16 protein-coding genes are annotated in these 17,163 nt (G+C 74.0%); 8 read left to right on the top strand and 8 right to left on the bottom strand.

All coding sequences use genetic code 11. The features are described from left to right. Positions 1–22 precede the first annotated feature (22 nt). A complete protein-coding gene (locus ACGF5G_RS18115; protein ID WP_393263980.1) occupies positions 23–511 on the bottom strand; it encodes a hypothetical protein in 489 nt (162 codons plus the stop codon). Between the two features lie 463 nt (positions 512–974). Then, complete coding sequence (locus tag ACGF5G_RS18110; RefSeq protein WP_393263978.1) at positions 975–1,349, bottom strand: hypothetical protein; 375 nt, start codon at positions 1,347–1,349, stop codon at positions 975–977. 142 nt (positions 1,350–1,491) lie between these two features. On the opposite strand from ACGF5G_RS18110, the gene ACGF5G_RS18105 reads away from it, so the two are divergent. Further along, entirely contained in the window at positions 1,492–2,028 is a 537-nt protein-coding gene (locus ACGF5G_RS18105; RefSeq protein WP_393263976.1) for a GNAT family N-acetyltransferase, read from the top strand. A 36-nt stretch (positions 2,029–2,064) separates the two neighbouring features. Here the strand turns inward: ACGF5G_RS18105 and ACGF5G_RS18100 are convergent, their stop codons facing one another. Both ACGF5G_RS18100 and ACGF5G_RS18095 read right to left on the bottom strand, forming a co-directional pair. After that, positions 2,065–2,889 carry an inositol monophosphatase family protein gene (locus tag ACGF5G_RS18100; protein ID WP_393263975.1) on the bottom strand — a complete coding sequence of 275 codons (825 nt, stop codon included), beginning with the start codon at positions 2,887–2,889 and terminating at the stop codon, positions 2,065–2,067. A 264-nt stretch (positions 2,890–3,153) separates the two neighbouring features. After that, positions 3,154–4,263 carry a hypothetical protein gene (locus ACGF5G_RS18095; protein ID WP_393263973.1) on the bottom strand — a complete coding sequence of 370 codons (1,110 nt, stop codon included), beginning with the start codon at positions 4,261–4,263 and terminating at the stop codon, positions 3,154–3,156. Between the two features lie 146 nt (positions 4,264–4,409). On the opposite strand from ACGF5G_RS18095, the gene ACGF5G_RS18090 reads away from it, so the two are divergent. Both ACGF5G_RS18090 and rnhA read left to right on the top strand, forming a co-directional pair. After that, the gene (locus ACGF5G_RS18090; protein ID WP_393264435.1) at positions 4,410–5,660 is read left to right on the top strand and encodes a lycopene cyclase family protein; all 1,251 of its coding nucleotides are present in this window, start codon (positions 4,410–4,412) and stop codon (positions 5,658–5,660) included. 130 nt (positions 5,661–5,790) lie between these two features. Then, entirely contained in the window at positions 5,791–6,270 is a 480-nt protein-coding gene (rnhA, locus tag ACGF5G_RS18085; RefSeq protein WP_393263971.1) for a ribonuclease HI, read from the top strand. Positions 6,271–6,301: 31 nt separating this feature from the next. Here the strand turns inward: rnhA and ACGF5G_RS18080 are convergent, their stop codons facing one another. The 4 genes from ACGF5G_RS18080 to ACGF5G_RS18065 all read right to left on the bottom strand — a co-directional run bounded on the left by ACGF5G_RS18080 (position 6,302) and on the right by ACGF5G_RS18065 (position 9,658). Further along, entirely contained in the window at positions 6,302–6,529 is a 228-nt protein-coding gene (locus ACGF5G_RS18080) for a hypothetical protein (protein ID WP_393263970.1), read from the bottom strand. Positions 6,530–6,578: 49 nt separating this feature from the next. Beyond that, entirely contained in the window at positions 6,579–6,815 is a 237-nt protein-coding gene (locus tag ACGF5G_RS18075; RefSeq protein ID WP_393263968.1) for a preprotein translocase YidC, read from the bottom strand. A gap of 110 nt (positions 6,816–6,925) precedes the next feature. After that, positions 6,926–7,828 carry a pentapeptide repeat-containing protein gene (locus tag ACGF5G_RS18070; protein WP_393263966.1) on the bottom strand — a complete coding sequence of 301 codons (903 nt, stop codon included), beginning with the start codon at positions 7,826–7,828 and terminating at the stop codon, positions 6,926–6,928. Between the two features lie 150 nt (positions 7,829–7,978). Continuing rightward, positions 7,979–9,658 carry a serine hydrolase gene (locus tag ACGF5G_RS18065; RefSeq protein WP_393263964.1) on the bottom strand — a complete coding sequence of 560 codons (1,680 nt, stop codon included), beginning with the start codon at positions 9,656–9,658 and terminating at the stop codon, positions 7,979–7,981. Positions 9,659–10,099: 441 nt separating this feature from the next. On the opposite strand from ACGF5G_RS18065, the gene ACGF5G_RS18060 reads away from it, so the two are divergent. Genes ACGF5G_RS18060 through ACGF5G_RS18040 form a run of 5 tightly spaced genes read left to right on the top strand, consistent with a single transcriptional unit; the run spans position 10,100 to position 17,064 of the window. Then, entirely contained in the window at positions 10,100–12,892 is a 2,793-nt protein-coding gene (locus ACGF5G_RS18060) for an exo-alpha-sialidase (protein WP_393263962.1), read from the top strand. A gap of 26 nt (positions 12,893–12,918) precedes the next feature. Beyond that, positions 12,919–13,773, top strand: a complete 855-nt coding sequence (locus ACGF5G_RS18055; RefSeq protein ID WP_393263960.1) for a carbohydrate ABC transporter permease — start codon at positions 12,919–12,921, stop codon at positions 13,771–13,773. A gap of 26 nt (positions 13,774–13,799) precedes the next feature. After that, the gene (locus tag ACGF5G_RS18050) at positions 13,800–15,122 is read left to right on the top strand and encodes an ABC transporter substrate-binding protein (protein WP_393263958.1); all 1,323 of its coding nucleotides are present in this window, start codon (positions 13,800–13,802) and stop codon (positions 15,120–15,122) included. After that, positions 15,119–16,156, top strand: coding sequence for an ABC transporter ATP-binding protein (locus tag ACGF5G_RS18045; RefSeq protein ID WP_393263956.1), 1,038 nt, complete (start codon positions 15,119–15,121; stop codon positions 16,154–16,156). The genes ACGF5G_RS18050 and ACGF5G_RS18045 overlap by 4 nt, the downstream gene beginning before the upstream one ends. 38 nt (positions 16,157–16,194) lie before the next feature. Continuing rightward, a complete protein-coding gene (locus ACGF5G_RS18040; protein ID WP_393264433.1) occupies positions 16,195–17,064 on the top strand; it encodes a carbohydrate ABC transporter permease in 870 nt (289 codons plus the stop codon). The last annotated feature ends 99 nt before the right edge of the window (positions 17,065–17,163 follow it).

Raw genomic sequence — 17,163 nt, 5'->3', positions numbered from 1 at the left:
GGATGGACGGCTCGGCCGTCGGTCAGAGCGTGGCGCCGGCCATGTGGCGTCGGCGGCGGGCCAGGATCAGGGCGCCTCCGGCGGCGGAGCCGAGCAGGACGCCACCGGCGGCGAGCGCGCCGGCCCCGTCGGTGCCGTCGCGGCCGCCGGCCTGGGCGCCGCCGATCGGGGTGACCGTGAACGTCGCGCTGCCGGCCGCGCTGCCGTCGCCGCAGGTCGCGGTCACCGTGTAGGTGCCCAGGGTGAACCCGGCGGTGAAGAGTTCCGCGCTCAGACCGCCGCCGGCCGCCGCCGTGGTGGACCGGACGTTCTGGTCGCGGTCGGGACCGGTGACGTGGAAGATCGCGTCGCCGGACTTGGGGTTGCACGTCGTCGCGGTGAGCACGACCGTCCCGCCGACCGGAGTGGTGGCAGGTGACACGACGGTGTCGGCCAGCGCGGCGCCCGGGAGCAGGAGCGTGCTGAGGCCCACGCCGACCGCCGCCGATACGAGAACTGTTGTGACCTTCATACGCGTCTTCCCTCACTTTTCGTCCGCTGACTGCGTGGGACGTCGTTCGGGTGGCCAACTCCGTGACTAGCACCGGTGTGACCAACCCTAGGAGGGTTGGACCCCCGATCCGGTGAAAATGAGAAATCCTCGTTGCCGTCACGTGTCCACCCCGGAGGCGGAGGGAGCAGCGGAAATGCCGGCACGGCCCGCCCGCGAGGGTTCGCCGGGGTCGATGCCGTCAGTGCCGGGCTGTCGGGGCTGGGTCGGTCTCGGCCCCGTTGCGGGGACGATGCGCGGGGCGGGCCGGTCTCGTCGCGCCGCCGCCGTCGCCCTGTGCGCACCGAACCGGTTAGGTGTTCGACCCGCACGGAAAAGTGCCCTCCGGAACAGGCAGATGAGACCTCGAGAAATCTCGTCCTGCCAGCCCGGAAGGCACTTTCGCGTTCCCGGCCTACCGGCCGGGCGGCCTTCAAGAAAGGGGCTAACAGGTTGACGAACTGGAAATCCGGATCTTGTCGACGGTGCCGTACTGGGACAGGTAGAGCGGACTGTCCGGGCGGAGGCATATCTGCCTGCCGTTGGTGAAGTGGAAGTAGGCGACGTCGTCGTTGCGGGAGTTGAAGGCGTAGGCGGAGCCACGGCTTGACGAGCCGAGAGTCTGCCAGGTGCTGGTAACGTCCTGATACGCCGCAGTCGGCCGCTGTGCCGTCCAGTCCGCGGGGGTGAGGTAGAAGCACACGCGCGGATAGGTGCACCCGTAACGAGTGCTGGCCTGGGCGGCCACCGGAACCGCCAGTGCGCCGGCGACCAACGATGAGGCGACAACCGCAGCCGAGACGACGACTCTCTTCAACATGTAATGGACCTCCCCGTGGGTACCGCCCCGTGGCAGTGCGCATTTAAGGTGACATATGTAACTAATTATTGTCAACGGCGGCGTGCCGGTGTCGCGCGAATCCCGCGTGCCCGGTGTCGGCGGGAGCCGATAGGGTCGCCCGGTGACGGAGATCAGGACCGAACGGCTGCTGCTGCGGAGCTGGCGGGATTCCGACCTCGCCCCGTGGGCGGCGATGAACGCCGACCCCGAGGTGCGCGAGCACCTCGGCCCGCTGCTCAACGCCGAGCAGGCCGCCGCCTCGGCGCGGTCGTTCCAGGCCGACATCGACACGCTCGGCTACGGCTTCTGGGCCGTGGAGGTCCGCGACGGTGGCCGGTTCATCGGCTTCGCCGGCCTGGACCGCGTCGACGACGGGCTCCCGGTCAGCGGGGTGGAGGCCGGATGGCGGCTCGCCCGCTCCGCCTGGGGCCACGGCTACGCCACCGAGGCGGCCCGGGCCGTCCTGCGGTACGGCTTCGACACCGTCGGGCTGCCGGAGATCCTGGCGATCACCACCACGACGAACGTACGCTCCCAGGCGGTCATGCGCCGCCTCGGCATGACCACCGACCCGGCCGACGACTTCGACGACCCGGACGTCGAGTCCGGCCCGCTGCGCCGGCTGGTCGTCTACCGCACCCGGGCGGGGGACCGCTGAGCGCCTGACGCGCCGCCCGGTCGGCCGGCGTGCCGGTCAGGGCAGGACAGCCGTCCGCTCCTGTGTCGCGCGGAACTGACGGTCGACCAGGGCCAGCAGGGCGGCGTGCGTCTCCGCGTCCGCCGCGACGAGCAGCCCGCCGACGCCGGTGTGCAGGGGCTGTCCCCTCAGGCCGGTCACCACGCACCCCGCGGCCTGGCACAGGGCGATGCCGCTGGCGAAGTGCACGCTGTCCCGGACGTCCCGGTCGGTGACGTACGCGGCCCGCCGCCCGGCGGCCACCCACGCCAGCGCCAGCGTCGTGGAGAGCACCCGGGGACGGAACCGCGTGGCGAACTCCGGATCGGCGAGCAGCCGCAGCGCGTCGAACACGGGGGCGTTCGGGAACGGCGGGTCGAGGTCGACGTCCACCAGCCGCGACCGGGCCGACGGCACCAGTGCCTCGTCGACGCCGTCGCGGCGCACGTGGGCGCGGCCGTCGCCGACCCAGAACAGCTCCCCGGCGAGCGGGTCGGCGGCCGCCGCGGCGGTGATCTCCGCGTCGACGCGCAACGCCACGTTCACCGCGACCAGCGGGGTCCGCGCCGCGTAGTTCAGCGTGCCGCAGAGCGGATCGACCAGCCAGGTCCGGGTCGCCGAGCGGGAGCCGCTGTGCCCACTCTCTTCCCCCAGCACGGCGTCGTTCGGCCGCGCACCGCGCAGGACGTCGAGGATGGCCCGCTCCGACTCCAGGTCGGCCACGGTGGCGAAGTCGCCGGGGCCCTTGTCGAACCGGTCCAACGTGCCGCCGTAGCGGGCCCGTACGACGGCCGCGCCGGCCTCCGCCGCGGCGATGGCCAGATCGGGGTCGGTGTGCGCCATGGCTGCACGGTAGACCAGCGCCCGTCGGCGTCGGCGGCGGCGGGCGGGGCGGTCGGGTGGTGACCGCCTCGACAGGTCTGCCGATGGGTTGGTGGCGTGCCATGGGCGCTGTCGAGCTGCCCCTTCTGTAGGACCACCCCGTCGCATCACACTCCGGTCGGGCTGCGCGGCGCGGTGTGCCCCATCTGTGAGGGCAGCTCGACAGCGACCAGGCAGCGGCCCCGTGGTCCCGATCCTGACGTCGGTGTCCCAGACCTCTCGGCGTCAGTCCCGCACCGCGGGATCGGTCACCCAGCCGGCGAGCAGCACCAGCCCGGTGAACCGGTGCACGGCGAGGAACCCGAAGGGGCGGTCGACGTCGAGGCGCACCCGCCGCCGGCGCGCGGTGAGTCGCGGCGGGGCGGAACCCGCCCGCGTGGAGAGGGCGGTGACCACGGCGGCGCGGAAGCCCGTCGCGCTGAAGGTGGCCGTCGCGCTCTGCCGCGCCTGCGAGACGGACAGGAGCCGGGCGATGCCGGGGAAGTGGTCGCCGTCCCCGGTGGCGGTCGCCAGGCCGAACGTCGCGGGCCGCTCCAGCAGGTCGTGGTCGGCGGAGACGGTGAAGCCGACCGTGGAGACGTACAGCTCCGGCCGGTCGTCGTACGCGTCCAGGACCTGTTCGGTGACCCCGGGGCCGGCGGCGGCGGGCAGCGCGGACGGCGCGCCGAGGCCGCCGATCGCGGCGGGCAGCACCTCCGCCGCCGTGCGCCCGGGCGGGCCCAGGGCGAGCACCACGTCGACGTCGGCGGTGCCGCGCACGGTCAGCAGGCTCAGCGGGCCGACGGCGGTGTCGGCGACCCCGAGCGCGTCGAGGTCGTGGCTCAGCCGGCCCAGCCCGGCGAGCCGGCGGCCCCGCCACGGCCCGCCGGCCGGCTCGCACCGGGCGTCCCGGAACGGCTCGGCCCACTCGGTCAGCAGCGACAGCGCGCTGGCCAGGACCATCGCGGTGTCCGGGGTGACCTGCACCGGCATCCGGGGGACCAGGCCGTCGGTGTGGGTGGCGGCCCACTCGTCGAGGGCCCGCTGGTCCTGCGCCTCGTCGCCGGTCAACTCCCCGCGCATGGCCGCCGGCAGCTCCCGCAGCCACCGCTCGGTCAGCCGGAGGTCCCGCCGCGCCCAGGTGGCGAGCGCGAGCCGGGTGGTGGGGGAGCGGTCCAGGTCGAACCGGGCCGGGTCGGGGGCGACCGCGAGCAGCTCCTCGCGGGCCGGGCCGCCGGCGTAGGGGGCGAGCAGCGCCAGCAGCGGGTACACGCCCGCACCGGACAGGACGGTTTGCTCCCCGTCGAGGCTGGACGCCCAGCGGGCGGTGAGGGCGTTGGCGGCCGTGGTGCTCATGCGGTGCGGACCCTCCGGTGGTGGCGACGGTGCCCGTCGGGCGACCGCCGGCACCCTACCGCCGTCCGGCGCCCGGCGGGTGCCCGCGACCGCCGGCCCGGCCGGCCGGTGGCCGGTCGTCGGGAAGGTGTGGCAGCGTGGTCGACGTGACCGCCTCCGCACCGTTGGACGTCGACCTGGCCCTGGTCGGCGGCGGCGGTGCCGCGTCGCTGGTGCTCGCCGCCCTGGACCGGCACGGTGTGCGTGACCTGCGGGTCGCCGTCGTCGACCCGGTCCACCGGCGCGGCCAGGACCGCACCTGGGCGTTCTGGGACCACCCCGGCAACGACCTGGACCCGCTGCTGGCCGCGAGCTGGCAACAGGTCGAGGTCGCGACGCCCGCCGGCCGCCGCGTCCTGGACCTCGCCCCGCTGCGGTACGCCATGCTGCGCTCGGGCCCGGTCTACGACCGGGCTGCCGAGGCCGAGCGGCGGCTCGGCATCCGGCGGATCGTCGCGCCCGTCGACACCCTGCACGACGACGGCGGGCACGTCACGGTGCACGTCGGCGGGGGCCGGCCGGCGGTGCGCGCGTCCTGGGTGCTGGACTCCCGGCCCCGGCCGCCCCGCCGGCCCGGCCGCACCAACTGGCTCCAGCACTTCCGGGGCTGGTGGCTGGAGTCCGAGGCGCCGGTCTTCGACCCGGCGCGGGCCGTCCTGATGGACTTCCGCACCCCGCAGCCCGCCCGGGGCGTGTCGTTCGGTTACGTCCTGCCGGTCAGCGACCGGTACGCCCTGGTGGAGTACACGGAGTTCTCACCCGACCTGCTCAGCGACGCGGGGTACGACGCCGCGCTGGCCGGCTACCGCGACCTGCTCGGCCTCGACCCGGCGCGGCTGCGGGTGCGGGAGGTGGAGAACGGCGTGATCCCCATGACCGACGGCCCGTTCGACGCCCGGCCCTCGCCCCGGGTGGTCCGCCTCGGCACGGCGGGCGGCGCCACCCGGCCCTCCACCGGCTTCACCTTCTCCGCCATGCGCCGCCAGGCCGAGCAGGTCGCCGCTGCCCTCGCCGCCGGCCGGCCGCCGGTGCCCGGGCCCGCGTACCCCCGCCGGCACCGCTGGATGGACGCGGTCGCGCTCCGGGCGCTGGACGCCGGCGGCGTCGGCGGGCCGGAGTTCTTCGACCGGCTCTTCGACCGCAACCCGGCCGAGCGCGTGCTGCGGTTCCTCGACGGCGCCACCACCCCGGCGGAGGAACTGGCGGTGATGAGCTCCACCCGGCTGCTGCCGATGGTCGCCGCCGCTGCCGGCGACGTCGGCGCCCGGCTCAGGGACCGCCTCGACCCGGCCCGCCGGTCGGCGACGTGGACGGTCCCGCCGCCGGTGCTCGGCGGCCGGACCGACGCCGACGGCTGACGGCGGGGCGCGGTTGCCCTGGTGGGCGTGGCGGCCGGGCCGGCCCTCCCGTCCGAGGACCGACAGCCGCGACGCCGGGTCGGCTGCCCCGACGGCGGGAGAGCCGGTCGGGATTCGGTAGGTTGCCGACATGGCGGACGAGACGACCGGCAGGGTCGTGCAGATCTGGACCGACGGGGCGTGCAGCGGCAACCCCGGCCCCGGCGGGTGGGGCGTGGTGCTGCGCTACGGCGCGCACGAGCGGGAGCTCTGCGGCGGCGAGGCGACCCCGACCACCAACAACCGGATGGAGCTGATGGCCGCCATCCAGGCCCTGGAGAGCCTGACCCGGCCGGTCACCGTCGAGCTGCACACCGACAGCACGTACGTGCGCAACGGCATCACCAGCTGGCTCGCCTCGTGGAAGCGCAACGGCTGGCGGACCGCCGCGAAGCAACCGGTCAAGAACGCCGACCTGTGGCAGCGGCTGGAGGCCGCGTGCGCCCGGCACCGGGTCACCTGGCTGTGGGTGAAGGGGCACAACGGCCACCCGGAGAACGAGCGCGCCGACGCGCTGGCCAACCGCGGCATGACCGAGGCCCGCGCCGCCGCGGTCCCGGCCGGCCGCTGACCCGGTCAGCCGGCGGCCGGCGTCGCGGACGCTACTCGCGGTTCGGGTCGCCGGTGCCGGAGACGTCGGCCACGTCGTAGCCGGCGCGGCTGACCTCCCGGGCCGAGCGCCGGTCCTCGGCCGGCAGGTCCGCGAAGTCGTCGCCGGTGTCGTCGGTGCCGCTCAGGGACTCACCCGGCGGACGCAGCGACGCCTGCATGGCCGTCGCGCCGTCCGGCTCGTCGGTGGCGGCCCGGTCGGTACGGTTCTGTTCGGTCATGCCGCCCCTCCTGCCCCCGTGGGGTGATCGCAAACGCCCGATCCCGGGCTCAATGCGCCGCGTCCGGGTGACCCGGCATGCCGGACCCGCCGCTGGAACTGCCCGACGCGCCGCCCGCCACGCCGGACCCGTTGTCCTCGGTGACCAGGTCGGGCTTCGCCGTCGTGTCGTCCGGCGCCGGGACGTCGGTGTCCGCCTCGACCTGGACCAGCCGGGCCTGGCCGGCCTCGTCCTCGGCGTGCGCCGGGTCGACCGGCAGCTCGCCGTCGCGTGCCCGATACCCCACCGCTGCCTCCCCGTCGCCGCCGTGCCGTCCGGTCCCGGCTACCCGGCGCCGACGGGGTGAAACGTCGGCCCGCTGCGGCACCGGACGGTGGCCGGCGGGCGGAAGCGGGGTCAGCGCCGCCGGGTGGGACGGCCGGGTCGCCCGGGGGCGCGCGGCGCGTGGCGCACCGGGGTGAGCGCCAGCGGTGACCAGTGCCCGGGGCGCGTCCGGCCGGGCGGCAGTGCGGTGCGCTGGTCGCCCCGGGCTGCGTCGAGCTGCGACTGGTGCAGGAACAGGCTGCCGGACAGGTCCGCGCCGCGCAGGTCCGCCCCGCGCAGGTCGGCGCCGGTCAGGTCGGCCAGGCCGAGGTCGACGCCGCGCAGGTCGGCCCCGATCAGCAGCGCCCCGCGCAGGTTCGCCCGCCGCAGGTCGACCCGGCGCAGGTCGACGCCGAACAGTTGGGCGCCCCGCCGGTCCGCACCGGCCCGGCCGCCCCGCGCCCGGGCCGCGTCCCCGGCGCGGGACAGCAGCGGGTTGACCCGCCCCCGGTACGCGTCCACGTCGAGCGCCCGCAGCGTCTCGGGGGGCTCCCGGGTCAGCCGCTCGGTCTCGGCGAGCGCGCCGGTCAGCTCGTCGCGCAGCGGGTGCGGCGGGCGCAGCGCGAGCGCCTCGGTCAGGTACCAGAGCAGCTCGTGCAGCGGCCGCATCACCGCGAACGTGTCGAACATGCTCGCCGCGGTCTCCGGTGCGTCGCGCCAGTCCCGCCCGCCGAAGGTGTGCTGGGCCACCCGCTGCCCGGCGCCGAAGCAGTCGAAGACTGTACAGCCGGGAAAGCCGCGGTCGCGCAGGTCGGCGTGGATGCCGCAGCGCGAGTCGGCCCGCAGGTTCGGGCAGGGCCGCCCGGCGGGCTTGTCGATGGCGAAGTCGGCCGACGCGGAGAAGGCGGGCGCGACGCAGCAGAGCCCGAAGCACCGGGCGCAGTCGGCGCGCAGGTCGTCCGCCGCCGACGATGACGACCGGGGTGTTTCCGACACGCTGACCGTTCTCCTGCCGATCGTGACCCTTCCGCTCGCCGGGACGGGGCGGACCTCCCATTGTCCCGCGCGGCGCTGGTGGCCCGCTCGGCGGGCCGGGCCACCAGCGCAGAGCGCGCGTCGGGCCCCGCCCGCCCCGCCACGAAACGCTCAGACCCGGGTGACGCGTATGGCGTCCGCGACCACGTAGCCGGTGCCCGAGGTCCACCGGCTCACACCCACCTTGTTGCCGTCGCCCTGGGCGAGGGTGTAGGTGCCCAGCGAGGCCCATTTCCCGCCGTTGCTCCGCTGGTCGACGTGCACCGTCTTGTTGCCCGTCGAGGTGGCCACGATGTAGGGGGTGGCGGCGCTGTTGCCGGTGGACGCCGGGTACCAGACGTCGACCCGGTAGGTGCCGGTCTCGGGGACGTCGACCTTGTACCAGGCGACGTCGCTGGCGGCGACCGGGACGGCCCGACGGTAGCTGGTGCCGTACCGGCCGGTGAGGCTGGACGAGACGGCCCAGTTGCTGCTGGCGGTGAAGCGCCCGGCCGTGGTGTCGTCCACCACGGTGCTCCACGGGCTGAAGTACGTCGACCAGAGGTTGTGCGTCGGCCAGCTGGTCACCTGGCGGGAGGCGGCCCACAGCGCGCCGTCGATGTCGCCGTAGTTGAGGCCGGAGGGATCGTCGCGCTGGTTGAACAGCGCCGCCCAGCTCATGCCCTGGTAGCTCTTGACCAGCAGGGTGTAGGTGCCGGCCAGGCTGCCGGTGTGCCAGATGTTGTACTTCGTCCCGCCGCTGGTGGCGAAGGGGCGCACGGCCCAGCCGAGGCCGTAGTACCAGCCGTTGCCGTTCACGCCGGTCGACGGCACCGCGGTGACCTTGGCCAGCGAGGCGCCGTCGAGCACGCCACCGGCCCCGTCGAGCATGGTGGCCCAGCGGACCATGTCCACCGCCGAGGCGACCCACCCGCCGTTGGCGTCGCGCAGGCTCATGCTGAAGGTGCCGTACGGGGCCGGCACGATGGTGCCCGAGTCGTCCAGCACGGTGCGCCCGGTGTACTGCGACCGGTAGCCGACCTCGCCGGCGAGCCGCGTCAGGGCCTTCCCGTGCGCCATCCGGGTGATGCCCAACGGCGCGAGGAGCTTCTGCTTGACGTACGCCTCGTAGGACAGGCCGGTGACCTTCTCGACGACGCGGCCGGCGAGGAAGTAGCCGTAGTTGCTGTACGCCACGGTGCTGCCCGGGTTGTGTTGCAGCGGCTGGCCGGCCATGTAGCGCAGGACGTCCTCCTTGCGCAGCTCCAGCGGCACGCCCAGCGCCTGCGCGATGACGTGGTCCCGGCCGTGCAGGGGATCGAAGGTGAGGTCCCGGTCCCAGCCGCCGAGGTGCTGCAGCAGCCGCCGCAGGGTCACCTGCGGCAGCCTCGGGTCGACGGACTGCCCGGTCGGCGGGATGAAGTCCAGCACCGAGGTCACCGGGTCGTCGAGGCCGACCAGGCCGTCCTGCGCCAGCCGGAGCACCGCCGCCGCGGTGAGCGACTTGCTGAGGCTCGCGATGCGGAACAGTGACGTCGGCTGGATCGTCTCCGCCGAGTTGTTGCCGTAGCCCCGGGCCAGCACGAGCCGGCCGTTGTACGCCACCGCGAGCTGCCCGGCGCTGACACCGCGCGCCTGCATGAACGACTTCATGGCGTCGTCGAAGCTGCTCAGCCCGGCAACCGCGGTGCCGGTGGCGACCCACCCGTCCGCCGCCCGCGCCGGCCCGTGGAGCAGCGTGCCGGCACCGGCGGCACCGGCGCCGGCCGCGCCGACGAGCTTTCCGAACGTCCTCCTGCTGACTGCCCGCACGACATCTCCCCGTGTAGTTGATCTAGCTGGGGAGACCCTACAAGAGGATTCGAGATTGGACAGTCCGGTCGACGGCCGTCACGCCACTTTCGCACCGACCGCCAGTCGTGGGAGGTGAGCGCGTTGGCCTGCGGTCCCATCGGCAACATGCCGCCGTCGACGGGCAGGACGCGCCGGTGACGTACGCGGCGGCGGGCGAGGCGGGCCTTGCCGATGCCGGAGTCGGCGCCGGTGACGACGGCGATTTCGGGTGGTTCTCGTAACGCGCTGGCATGGTGCCGCACTGCCCGTTCCATGCGGATGCAACCATACGTTGATCCCGGTCCATGCGGGGGATTGCCCACGTCGATGCGCTCTGCCATTCTCCACCGTGGACGCTGCCAGCGACGGTCGCCAATCCGGAGGACCGTGCGGCGGCCCCTATCTGCCGGAGGGACCCTCGTGAAGCGCAGACGTCGCCACCTGCTCGTGGGACTGGCGGTCGGTGCCCTGGTGGCATCGACCGGTCTCGTCGGAATCCACCTCGCCGGCGCCCAGGTGCCGGCTCCCGCCGCCGCGTCCGGCGACGGGGAGATGCCCGGCGCGCTCGGCGCCCACATGGAACGGCTGCGCCAGGCCGTGCCGGGCAACGACGGCATGTCGCCGGACGGCCCGGGCAACGCCGCGCAGCAGGAGTTCCTGGAGCGCGCGTACCCGACCAGCACGATCAGCATCGCCCAGATGGACCGGTCGAAGGCGGCGTACTCGGCCGCGGAGCGGCGCGCCGGCGGCAGCCGGGGCTGGGTCAACGTCGGCCCGAGCGAGGCCCTCTACCCGTTCACCGAGTTCCGCAACGCCGGCAACTACGTGCCGAACGCGTACGTCGCGGGCGGCCGGGTCACCTCGATCGACATCGCGCCGGACTGCAACGCCCTGCTCTGCCGGGCGTACGTCACGCCGGCCGGCGGCGGCGTCTGGGGCACCCTGAACGTCCTCGCGCCCGAGCCGAAGTGGTTCTACCTGGGCGGGCCGCTCGGCATCAACGCCGCCGGCTCGGTCAAGATCGACCGTAACGACAAGACCGGGCTGACCATCTACGTCGGCACGGGCGAGGCCAACACCTGCGCCTCCGGCTGCGTCGGCGGCGTCGGCCTCTACAAGTCCACCAACGGCGGGGTCACCTGGACGGGCCCGCTGGGCAAGGACGCGCTCGCCGGCAAGGGGATCGGCGAGATCACGATCAAGCCCGGCGACCCCAGGACCCTCTACGTCGCCACCACCACGGCGCTGCGGGGCATGTCCGGCTCCTGCTGCACCGGCGTCACGCGGCCGGTGCCCGACGCCGAGAAGTGGGGCCTCTACAAGTCCACCGACGGCGGCGCGAGCTGGAGGTTCATCCACAACGGCTCGGCCGACGCCACCCAGTGCACCGGCAGCGCCGCGGAGTATGCCAACACCGCCGCCTGCTCGCCGCGCGGGGTGCGCTACGTCAAGCTCGACCCGCGCGACGCGAACATCGTCTACGCCTCCTCGTACGCCCGGGGCGTGTGGCGCTCGGCGGACGCCGGCGCCACCTGGACGCAGATCAAGCCGTCGCTGAACCCGGCCGTCTTCCAGACCCGGGCCGCGATCGACGTGACCGCCCTGCCGAACGGCAAGACCCGGATGTACGTCTACGAGGGCAACATCGGCAACCCGTACTCGCGGCTGTTCCGCAGCGACGACGTGGCCGGCGGCGCCCCCGCGTTCGCCGACCTGACCAGCGCCAACCCGGCGGACCCGGGCTTCGCGACCTACAACCAGTGCACCGGCCAGTGCTGGTACGACGTCTTCGTGCACACCCCGGCCGGGCACCCGGACATCGTCTACACCGGCGGCGCCTACGTCTACGGCGAGACCGTCGCCCACAAGCGGGCGGTGGTGCTGTCGACCGACGCCGGGGTCAGCGGCACCGACATGACCTACGACGGCACCGACGAGCTGCACCCCAACGGCCTGCACCCCGACCAGCACGCGCTGGTCACCAACCCGCGCAACCCGTACCAGTTCTTCGAGGCCAACGACGGCGGCGTGATGCGCTCCAGCGGCGAGTTCGTGGACCGGTCGGCCTGGTGCGACAACCCGGACCGCAACCTGGCCACGCAGGCGCAGAAGGACCGCTGCAAGCAGATGCTGTCGCGGATCCCGTCGAAGCTGGACGGCATCAACAAGGGCATGAACACGCTGCAGTTCATCAGCCTGTCGGCCAGCCCGCACGACCACACGCTGCTGCAGGGCGGCACCCAGGACAACGGCACCTGGGAGAACAAGGGCCAGCGCAGCCGCTGGGTCAACACGATGATCGGTGACGGCGGCGCGTCGGGCTTCGACGTCGGCAAGCCGGAGTTCCGCTTCCACACCTTCTACGACGCCTCGCCGGAGGTGAACTTCGACAACGGGGACGTGGGCAGCTGGATCTCGATCTCCGACCCGATCTTCGGGCACCCGGGCACCCTGTTCTACGCCCCGGTGGTCAGCGACCCGAAGGTCAGCGGCACGATCTTCGCCGGCACCTCCCGCACCGTCTACCGGACCAAGACCTTCGGCCTCGGCGACCGGAGCCTGGCGGAGGCCGACCGGATCTGCAACACCTGGACCGGCACGTTCGAGGCACAGTGCGGCGACTTCGCGCCGCTGGGCACGGTCAACCTGACCGACGCCGCCTGGGGCGACCGGGCCGGCGGCGCGGTCTCGGTGGTCGAGCGGGTCGCCACCGACTCGTCCACCGCGTACGCGGCCACCAGCACCGGGCGGGTGTTCGTGTCCCGCAACGTCGACGCCGAGCCGGCCGCCGCGGTCACCTGGACGCGGATCGACACCGCCGCCACGCCCAACCGCTTCGTCACCAGCATCCACGTCGACCCGGCCGACCCGGCCCGGGCGTGGGTCTCCTACAGCGGGTTCAACTCGAACACCCCGGCCACCCTCGGCCACGCGTTCGAGGTGAAGCTGGCCGGCACCGGCGCGACCTGGGCCGACCGGTCGTACGACTTCGGCGACCAGCCGATCACCGACCTGGTCCGCGACGACGTCACCGGCGACCTCTACGCGGCCACCGACTTCGGTGTCCTGCGGCTGGCCAGGGGCAGCACGACCTGGGTGAAGGCGGCCCGCGGCATGCCGAACGTCGAGGTCGCCGGGCTGACCGTCGTGCCCGGCAAGCGGGTGCTCTACGCCGCCTCGCACGGCCTGGGCGCCTGGCAGCTCGCGCTCTGAGGAAGTCGACCATCGGCAACGACCGGGTGAGGGGCCGCGCGAGCGGCCCCTCACCGCTGCCCGAGGCGGCCGGCCGGGCCTGGCGCACCCTCGGCGCGGCGTTCGTCCTGCTCGTCTTCGTCCCGCCGCTGCTGCTGCTGCTCTCCGGCTCGCTCACCGAGCCCGGCCTGCCCCCGCCGCCCACGCCGCGGCTGGTGCCGGAGCCGGTCTCCACCGCCGGCTACCAGCAGGCCGTCGAGCTGGGCGGGTTGCTGCGTGCCTCGCTCAACTCGGTCCTGGTCGCGGTCGTCGCGGTGCCGCTGAGCGTGCTCGTCGCCGCCCTGGCCGGCTTCGCGCTGGCCCGGCTCGCCCCGCGCACCACCGGCGTCGTCGTGGCGGCCTCCCTGGTCGCGCTGATGGTGCCGGCCACGGCCCTGCTGGTGCCCCGATTCGCGATCTTCCGGCTGCTCGGCCTGACCGACACCCTGGTGCCGTTGGTCGCCCCGGCGTTGCTGGGCACCTCGCCGCTCTACGTCCTGGTCTACTACCTGGCCTTCCGGGCGCTGCCGGCGGACCTCTACGACGCCTGCCTGGTGGAGGACCTCTCGCCGATGCGCACCTGGTGGCGGGTCGCCCTCCCGCTGGTCCGCCCCGTCACCGCCGGCCTCACCGCGCTCACCTTCGTGCTCACCTGGTCGAACTTCCTCGACCCGCTGGTCTACGTCTACGACCGCGACCTGTTCACCCTGCCGCTGGCACTGCGCTCCCTGTCGGTGCTGGACCCGACGAACTTCCCGGTGTTCCTGGCCGGCGCGGTGCTGGCCACGGTGCCGGCGCTGGCCGTCTTCGTGCTCGCCCAGCGGCGCTTCCTCCACCACGACGACCCGACGGGACGAGACTGACGATGCGACCGGAGAGAGAACCGACGATGAGACCGAAGGCGCTGCTCGCCCTGCTGCTCGCCGCCGTGCTGGCCGCCACCGGCTGCGGTTCCGGCTCCGGGGCGTCCGACGACGGCCCGGTGCGGCTGCTGGTCTTCGGCGCGCCGGAGGAACTCGCCGCCTACCGCACCCTCGTCGAGGCGTACGAGAAGGCGCGTCCCGGCGCCGACGTGCAGCTCGTCGAGGCCAGCGACCGCAAGGACCTGCTGGCCCGGCTGGCCACGTCGGTGGCCGGCGGTGCCCCGCCGGACCTGTTCCTGATGAACTACCGCTTCTACGGCCAGTTCGCGGCGAAGGACGTCATCGAGCCGCTGGACGACCGGCTCGCCGCCTCCGACGCCGTCGACCCGGCCGACTACTACCCGGTGGCGTGGAACGCGTTCCGGTGGAAGGACCGGCAGCTCTGCCTGCCGCAGAACGTCTCCAGCCTCGCCGTCTACTACAACCGCACCCTCTTCGCGAAGTACGGCGTGCCCGAGCCGAAGGCCGGCTGGACCTGGAACGACCTGCTCACCACCGCGTCCGCGATGACCCGCGACTCCCGTGGCGTGGTCGTCAAGGCCACCGAGAGCGAGGGCGCGGCGCTGCGCCCCGCCGTGCACGGCCTCGGCGTCGAGCCGTCCATCATCCGGCTCGCCCCGTTCGTCTGGTCCAACGGCGGCCAGCTCGTCGACGACCCGACGAGGCCGACCCGCCTGACCCTGGACACCCCGCCCGCCCGGGAGGCGCTGAAGAACCTGGTCGACCTGCGGCTGGCGTACGGGGTGGTGCCCACCGACGAGGAGGTCGAGGCCGAGGACGACGAGTCGCGGTTCGCCAACGGCCGGCTCGCCATGCTGATGAGCTCCCGCCGCTCCACCACCACGTTCCGCTCCATAACCGGCTTCGAATGGGACGTCGCCCCGCTGCCCGTATACAAGGAGCAGGTCGGGGTGCTGCACTCGGACGCGTACTGCATGACCCGGGGCGCGAAGCGCAAGGACGCCGCGTGGCGGTTCCTGGAGTTCGCCATCGCCGAGGAGGGCCAACGCATCGTCGCCGCCACCGGCCGCACCGTCCCGTCCCACATCGGGGTGTCGCGGTCGCCGGCGTTCCTCGGCCCGGCCCAGCCGCCGCGCAGCGCGAAGGTCTTCCTCGACGCCATCCCCACCGTCCGGGCGCTGCCCACCGTCTCCACCTGGCCCGAGATCGAGGACGCGACGTACGGCATCCTGGAGAACGCCATGCACCGGGGTGACCGGCTCGACGACGTGATCCGCGACCTCGACCAGCAGACCCGCCCCCTGTTCGCCCGCGGCGAGCACGGGTGAGCGACCCCGGCCTCGCCCTGGCGGGCGTCTCCGCCGCCTACCGTGGGTCGACGGTGCTGCACGAGGTGGACCTGACCGTCGCCCGGGGGGAACTGCTGGTGGTGCTCGGCCCGTCGGGGGCCGGCAAGTCGACGGTGCTGCGGGTGGTCGCCGGCCTGGAACCGGTCACCGCCGGCCGGGTCCGCATCGCCGGCCGGGACGTCACCGCCGACCGTCCCGGCCGGCGCAACGTGTCGATGGTGTTCCAGTCGTACGCGCTCTTCCCGCACCTGACCGTCGCCGAGAACATCGCCTTCGGCCTCGAGGTGCGCGACACCCCCCGCGCGGTCGCCCGGGATCGGGCCCGCGCGGCCGCCGAGGCCGTCGGCTGCGCCGCCCTGCTGCACCGGCGGCCCGGGCAGCTCTCCGGCGGGGAGCGGCAGCGGGTGGCGCTGGCCCGCGCCCTGGTGCGGGAGCCCGACGTGTTCCTGCTCGACGAGCCACTGTCCAACCTCGACCTGGCGCTGCGGGTGGAGCTGCGCGCCGAGCTGCGCGCCCTGCACGACCGGCTGGGCGCCACGATGGTCCACGTCACCCACGACCAGACCGAGGCCCTGGTGCTCGCCGACCGCATCGCCGTGCTGCGCGCCGGGCGGATCGAGCAGGTCGGCACGCCTGACGAGATCTGGCGCACCCCGGCCAGCACCTTCGTCGCCCGCTTCGTCGGCTCCCCGGCGATGAACCTGCTCCCGGCCGCGGGGGTGCTCGTGCCGTCGGGCACCGCGCCCGTCGGGGCCGCCGAGGAGCTGGAGATCGGCTTCCGGCCCGAGGCGGTCACCCTCGACGCCGCCGACAGCACGGACGCCACCGTCGACCGGGTCGACGTCGTCGGCGAGGACGCGTACGCGTACCTGACCCTCGCCGGCGGGCACCCGGTCGTCGCCCGGGTGCCCGCGGCCCGCCGGCCCGAGCGCGGTGCGGCGGTACGCGTCGGCGTGCGCTGGGCCGACGTGCACGTCTTCCACGCCGACTCCGGCCGCCGGTACGCCCCGTGACGACCACGGACCGCCGCTCCCGCCGGCAGTTGGCGCTGATGCTGGCGCCGTACCTGGTGGGCCTGGTCGGGCTGGTGCTGCTGCCCGCCGCGGTCACCCTGGCGCTGGCCTTCACCGAGTACGACCTGCTGCGCCCGCCACGCTGGGTGGGGCTGGACAACCTCACGGCGCTGGTCAACGACCCGGTGTTCCGGGTGTCGCTGACCAACTCGCTGGTCTTCGCGCTGGTGGCCGTACCGCTGCGGGTGCTCTTCGCGCTCGGCCTGGCGCTGCTGCTGCACCGTCGGGCGCTCGGGGTCGGTTCCGCCCGCACGGCGGCGGTGCTGCCCACGGCGGTGCCGGAGATCGCCTACGGGCTGCTCTGGCTGTGGCTGCTCAATCCGCTCTACGGCCCGATCAACCAGCTGCTGCGCACCGGCGGGGAGAACGGCCTGACCGCGCTGGGCCGCACCCCGCCGCAGTGGCTCACCGACCCGACCGACGCCCGGGCCGCGATCATCCTGATGAGCCTGTTCACCATGGGGGAGACGTTCGTGGTGCTGCTGGCGGCCCGCCGCGCGCTGCCCCGCGACGTCTACGAGATGGCCGCGATCGAGGACGCCACCGGCTGGGACGTGTTCCGTCGGATCACGCTGCCGCTGATGGCGCCGGTGCTCGGGCTGCTGGCGGTGCGCGACGCCATCCAGAGTCTGCACTTCACGTTCGTGCCGGCGTTCGTGGTCACCGACGGCGGCCCGCCCCCGTACGCCACCACCTACCTGTCGCTGTTCGTCTACCGCACCGGCTTCGAGTACCTGCGCTACGGCTACGCGGCCGCCGCGACCCTGGTGATGATCCTGCTGACCGTGGCGGCGGTGGTGGTGCAGTGGCGGCTGATTCGCCGCTACCGCGCGTTCTACCGCCTGTGAGGAGCCCGGCGCGAGCCCGAAATTCCCGGGCGCCGGCCCCGGACGCCGTGACATGATCGCGCACTGCGCCGACCGGGTGGCGGCGCGCGAGGAGGGCGG

Source organism: Micromonospora sp. NPDC047730 (assembly GCF_043204765.1).
Taxonomy (GTDB): domain Bacteria; phylum Actinomycetota; class Actinomycetes; order Mycobacteriales; family Micromonosporaceae; genus Micromonospora.
The sequence above is the reverse complement of the archived record's forward strand: the minus strand, read 5'-3'. Positions and strand labels throughout refer to the sequence as shown.